Source organism: Ramlibacter sp. (genome assembly GCF_035706265.1).
Taxonomy (GTDB): Bacteria; Pseudomonadota; Gammaproteobacteria; order Burkholderiales; family Burkholderiaceae_C; genus Ramlibacter.
Genome location: NZ_DASSVG010000465.1, coordinates 1 through 4641, shown reverse-complemented (window position 1 = coordinate 4641; position 4641 = coordinate 1). Strand labels below are relative to the sequence as shown.

Annotated in this window: 5 protein-coding genes; 4 read left to right on the top strand and 1 reads right to left on the bottom strand. The window is 71.2% G+C overall.

What is annotated here, in order from left to right; genetic code table 11:
• The 4 genes from VFM98_RS16810 to VFM98_RS16795 all read left to right on the top strand — a co-directional run.
• The coding region (locus tag VFM98_RS16810) for an efflux transporter outer membrane subunit (RefSeq protein WP_325111047.1) at positions 1-965 on the top strand (965 nt) is incomplete at its 5' end.
• A 17-nt stretch (positions 966-982) separates the two neighbouring features.
• A complete protein-coding gene (locus VFM98_RS16805; RefSeq protein WP_325111046.1) occupies positions 983-2290 on the top strand; it encodes an HlyD family efflux transporter periplasmic adaptor subunit in 1308 nt (435 codons plus the stop codon).
• Between the two features lies 1 nt (position 2291).
• Positions 2292-3854: a DHA2 family efflux MFS transporter permease subunit gene (locus tag VFM98_RS16800; protein WP_325111048.1), complete on the top strand. Its 1563-nt coding sequence runs from the start codon at positions 2292-2294 to the stop codon at positions 3852-3854.
• Positions 3855-4042: 188 nt separating this feature from the next.
• Complete coding sequence (locus VFM98_RS16795; RefSeq protein WP_325111045.1) at positions 4043-4303, top strand: hypothetical protein; 261 nt, start codon at positions 4043-4045, stop codon at positions 4301-4303.
• Positions 4304-4310: 7 nt separating this feature from the next.
• Here VFM98_RS16795 and VFM98_RS16790 read toward each other — a convergent pair.
• The coding region (locus VFM98_RS16790; RefSeq protein WP_325111044.1) for an aldehyde dehydrogenase family protein at positions 4311-4641 on the bottom strand (331 nt) is incomplete at its 5' end.

Sequence of the window (4641 nt, the reverse complement as noted above, 5' to 3'; positions counted from 1 at the left end):
TGCCGGCCGACCTGCTGGGGCGCCGGCCCGACGTGGCCGCCGCGCGCGTGGTGCTGGCGAGCAACGTGGCCCGCACCTACTTCCAGCTGGTGCGCCTGAACGAGCAGATCACGGTGGCCGAGCGCACCCTGGCCCAGCGCGAGGAGCAGCTGAAGCTGGTGCGCCAGCGCGTGAGCGCCGGCCTCGACACCACCCTCGAACTGCGGCAAAGCGAGGGCGCGCTGCCCGAGGCGCGCCAGCAGCTCGAAGCCCTGCGCGAGCAGGCCCAGGTGACGCGCAACGCGCTGGCGGCGCTGGTGGGCGCGGGCGAGCTGCCGCCGCTGGCCAAGCTGCCGACCATGGCGGCCCTGCACCCGATCACCAGCGTGCCGGCCCTGCCGGCCGACCTGCTGGGGCGCCGGCCCGACGTGGCCGCGGCCCGCGCGCGCGTCGAGGCCGCGACGCAGAACGTCAAGGAGGCGCAGGCGGAGTTCTATCCCAGCGTCAACCTGACCGCCTTCGCCGGCCTCACCAGCCTGGGCCTGAACAACCTGATCGACCTGGGCAGCCGCCAGTACGGCGTCGGCCCGGCGGTGCGGCTGCCGATCTTCGCCCAGGACCGGCTGCGCGCCAACCTGCGCGGCCGCACCGCGGACCTGGACGCGGCCATCGAGAGCTACAACGGCGCCGTCGTCGAAGCGATCCACGAAGCCGCCGATGCGGTGGCCAGCCTGCGCTCGCTGGAGCGCCAGCTCGCCGAGCAGCGCCAGGCGCTCGCCGCCGCCGAAGGCGCATACGACATCTCCCTGCAGCGCTACCGCGCCGGCCTGGGCACCTTCCTCAACGTGCTGACCGCCGAGACCTCGGTGCTGGCGCAGCGCCGCCTCGGCGTGGACCTGGCCGCGCGCGTGCTCGACGCCCGCGTGGCCCTGTTCCGCGCCCTCGGCGGCGGCGTCACCGAAGACACCGCCCTGGCCGCCCACTGAACCCCCGAACCGACACCATGACCGAAGCACAGAACGTCCCGCCCCTGCAGAAGGGCAACCCCAAGCGCAAGAAGGCGCTGCTCACGCTGACCGCCGTGGTGGCCGTCGCCGGCCTGGCCTGGGGCGGCTACGAGTGGCTGGTGGCGAGCCACTACGAGACCACCGACAACGCCTACGTGCAGGGCAACGTGGTGCAGATCACGCCGCAGATCGGCGGCACCGTGATGTCCATCCACGCCGACGACACCGATTTCGTCAAGGCCGGCCAGCCGCTGGTGAAGTTCGACCCGGCCGACGCCAGGGTGGCGCTCGAACAGGCCGAGGCGGCGCTGGGCCAGACGGTGCGCCAGGTGCGCACGCTCTACGCCACCAACGGTTCGCTGGCCGCCCAGGTGGCGCTGCGCCAGGCCGACGTGACGAAGGCGCAGTCCGAACTCGCGCGCGCCAACGACGACTACAACCGGCGCGCCGCGCTGGTCGGCAGCGGCGCGGTCTCGAAGGAAGAACTGAACCACGCGCAGACGCAGGTGAACAGCGCCCGCAGCGCCCTGGCCGCCGCCCAGGCCGCCGTGGTGAGCGCGCGCGAACAGCTCGCCAGCAACCAGGCCATGACCTCCGGCACCGACGTGGAGCAGCACCCGCAGGTGCAGGCCGCCGCGGCCAAGGTGCGCGAAGCATGGCTGGCGCAGCAGCGTTCGGTGCTGGTCGCCCCGGTGGACGGCTACGTGGCCAAGCGCACCGTGCAACTGGGCCAGCGCGTCGCCGCCGGCACGCCGCTGATGTCCATCGTGCCGCTCAACCAGGTCTGGGTGGACGCCAACTTCAAGGAAGTGCAGCTGCGCAAGCTGCGCATCGGCCAGCCGGTGACGCTCACCGCCGACATCTACGGCAAGCGCGTCGAGTACAAGGGACGGGTGGCCGGCCTGGGCGTCGGCACCGGCGCCGCCTTCTCGCTGCTGCCGGCGCAGAACGCCACCGGCAACTGGATCAAGGTGGTGCAGCGCGTGCCGGTGCGGGTGGCGCTCGATCCGCAGCAGCTGCAGGAGCATCCGCTGCGCGTGGGCCTGTCGATGGAAGCGACCGTGGACGTGGCGGAGCAGGGCGGCAAGACGCTGGCCGACGCGCCCCGCGCCGCCGCCGTGTCCCAGACCCAGGTCTTCAGCACCCAGGACGACGGCGCCGATGCCGCCGTGCGCCGCGTGATCGCCGCCAACAGCGGTGCCGGCCGCATGACGGCGAACGGCGCCTCCGCCGAGCGCCCGAAGGCGCCCGGCTCTTCCGCCGCGCGCCTGGCCGCGTCCGGCGCCGCGGCCGAACGCCACTGAGATCGTGAGCGCCGCCGCGCAAGCCCTGCCGCCGCCTCCGCTGGAGGGCTCGGCGCGCGTCTGGGGCACGATCGCGCTGTCCGCCGCCACGTTCATGAACGTGCTGGACACCTCGATCGCCAACGTGTCGCTGCCGGCCATCGCCGGCGACCTGGGCGTCAGCCCCAACCAGGGCACCTGGGTCATCACCAGCTTCGCGGTGGCCAACGCCATCGCGGTGCCGCTCACCGGCTGGCTGTCGCAACGCTTCGGCCAGGTGCGCCTGTTCATCGCCAGCGTGATGCTGTTCGTGATCGCCTCCTGGCTGTGCGGGCTGGCGCCCTCGATGCCGCTGCTGATCGCGGCGCGCGCGCTGCAGGGCTTCGTCGCCGGGCCGATGATCCCGCTGTCGCAGTCGCTGCTGCTTTCCAGCTATCCGCGCGCGCTGGCGGGCCTGGCCATGGCGATGTGGTCCATGACGACGCTGATCGCGCCGGTGATGGGGCCGCTGCTGGGCGGCTGGATCACGGACAACATCTCCTGGTCCTGGATCTTCTACATCAACATCCCGGTGGGCGTGGTCGCGGCGCTCGCCTCCTGGGGCATCTACCACAAGCGCGAAACGCCCACCCGCAAGCTGCCGATCGACACCATCGGCCTGGGCCTGCTGGTGCTGTGGGTCGGCTGCATGCAGATGATGCTGGACCTGGGCAAGGAGTACGACTGGTTCTCCTCGCCCACCATCGTGGCGCTGGCCATCATCACCGTGGTCGGCTTCCTGTTCTTCCTGGCCTGGGAGCTGACGGACGAACACCCGGTGGTGGACCTGCGCCTTTTCGCGCGGCGCAACTTCTGGGCCGGCACGCTGGCCGTGTCGATCGGCTACGGCCTGTTCTTCGGCAACGTGGTGCTGCTGCCGCTGTGGCTGCAGCAGTTCATGGGCTACACGGCCACCGACGCCGGCATGATCATGGCGCCGGTGGGCCTGCTGGCGCTGGTGTTCTCGCCGGTGGTGGGCAAGACCATCACCACGGTCGATCCGCGCCGCTACGCCACCTTTGCCTTCGTCGTCTTCGCGCTGGTGCTGTGGATGCGTTCGCGCTTCAACACCCAGGCCGACTTCGCCACCATCATGGTGCCGACCATCATCCAGGGCGTGGCGATGGCCTTCTTCTTCATCCCGCTGATCACGATCACGCTGTCGGGGCTGGCGCCGGACCGCATCCCGGCCGCCTCGGGCCTGACCAACTTCGTTCGCATCACGGCGGGCGCGGTGGGCACCTCGATCTCCACCACGCTGTGGGAGGACCGGGCCGCGCTGCACCACGCCAACCTCGTCGAGCACGTCGGCCCGGGCAGCAACGTGGCGCAGGCCGCGCTCAACGGCCTCACCTCCGCCGGGCTCTCGCCCGAGCAGGCGCTGGCGCAGGTGAACCGGCTGGTGGACCAGCAGGCCTTCATGATGGCGGCCAACGACATCTTCTGGGGCTCGGCCGTCCTGTTCCTGGTGATGATCCCGCTGGTGTGGCTCACGCACCCGCAGCGCGCCCCCGGCGGCGCCGACGCGGCCGCCGGCGCGCACTGAAGAGCCTGTCGGCATGCAGCCGGCGAGGCGTCGGCTGACAAGGCCTTGCCTGCGGTTCGACGCCTACCGCTGTGCTTGCGGCTGACGCCGCGCCTCAATGCGCACCGGCCCCAGGAGGTGGGCGCCGCCCACAGCCGGGCCGCGCCGCGTGCCTCATTCTGGAGTCCTACCCCAGGGAGATTCCTCGAATGAAATACATGCACAAGGCCATCTGGCAATCCGACGGCAACCTCGTGATCCGCGGCAACACCCGCGCGCTGCTGTTCCGTGCGCTGGAAGACGTGCGTGCCGACCTGGCCCAGCGCGGCGACGATGCCGCCCAGCTGCAGCGCACGCTGCAGGCCCTGCAGGACGTGCTGGGCGCCTACGACGGAAAACTCCCGAGCGCGAACGAACTGCTCGGCGACCCGGTGAAGGAGCGCGTTTCGCGCAACCTGCTCAAGGGTTGAGCCGGCTTCACGTCAATAACGCGACGTTCCCTCCGGCCGCGGCGGTGTTTACCGTGACGGTCTGCTCCGCGCAGAAGCGCGCCAGGTAATGCGGGCCGCCGGCCTTCGGGCCGGTGCCGGACAGGCCTTCGCCGCCGAAGGGCTGGACGCCGACCACCGCCCCGATCTGGTTCCGGTTCACATACATGTTGCCGACCTTGACATGGGCGGCGACGAAATCCGCCGTCGCCTTGATGCGTGAGTGCAGCCCCAACGTGAGGCCGTAGCCCGTCGCGTTGATCGCCTCGCAGACCGCGCCGAGCCGGTCGCCGGAAAAGCGCACCACATGCAGGATCGGA

Excerpts from the sequence above, each read along its gene's own strand:
- VFM98_RS16805 (WP_325111046.1), top strand. The coding sequence starts at position 983 with ATGACCGAAGCACAGAACGTCCCGCCCCTGCAGAAGGGCAACCCCAAG.
- VFM98_RS16795 (WP_325111045.1), top strand. The coding sequence starts at position 4,043 with ATGAAATACATGCACAAGGCCATCTGGCAATCCGACGGCAACCTCGTG.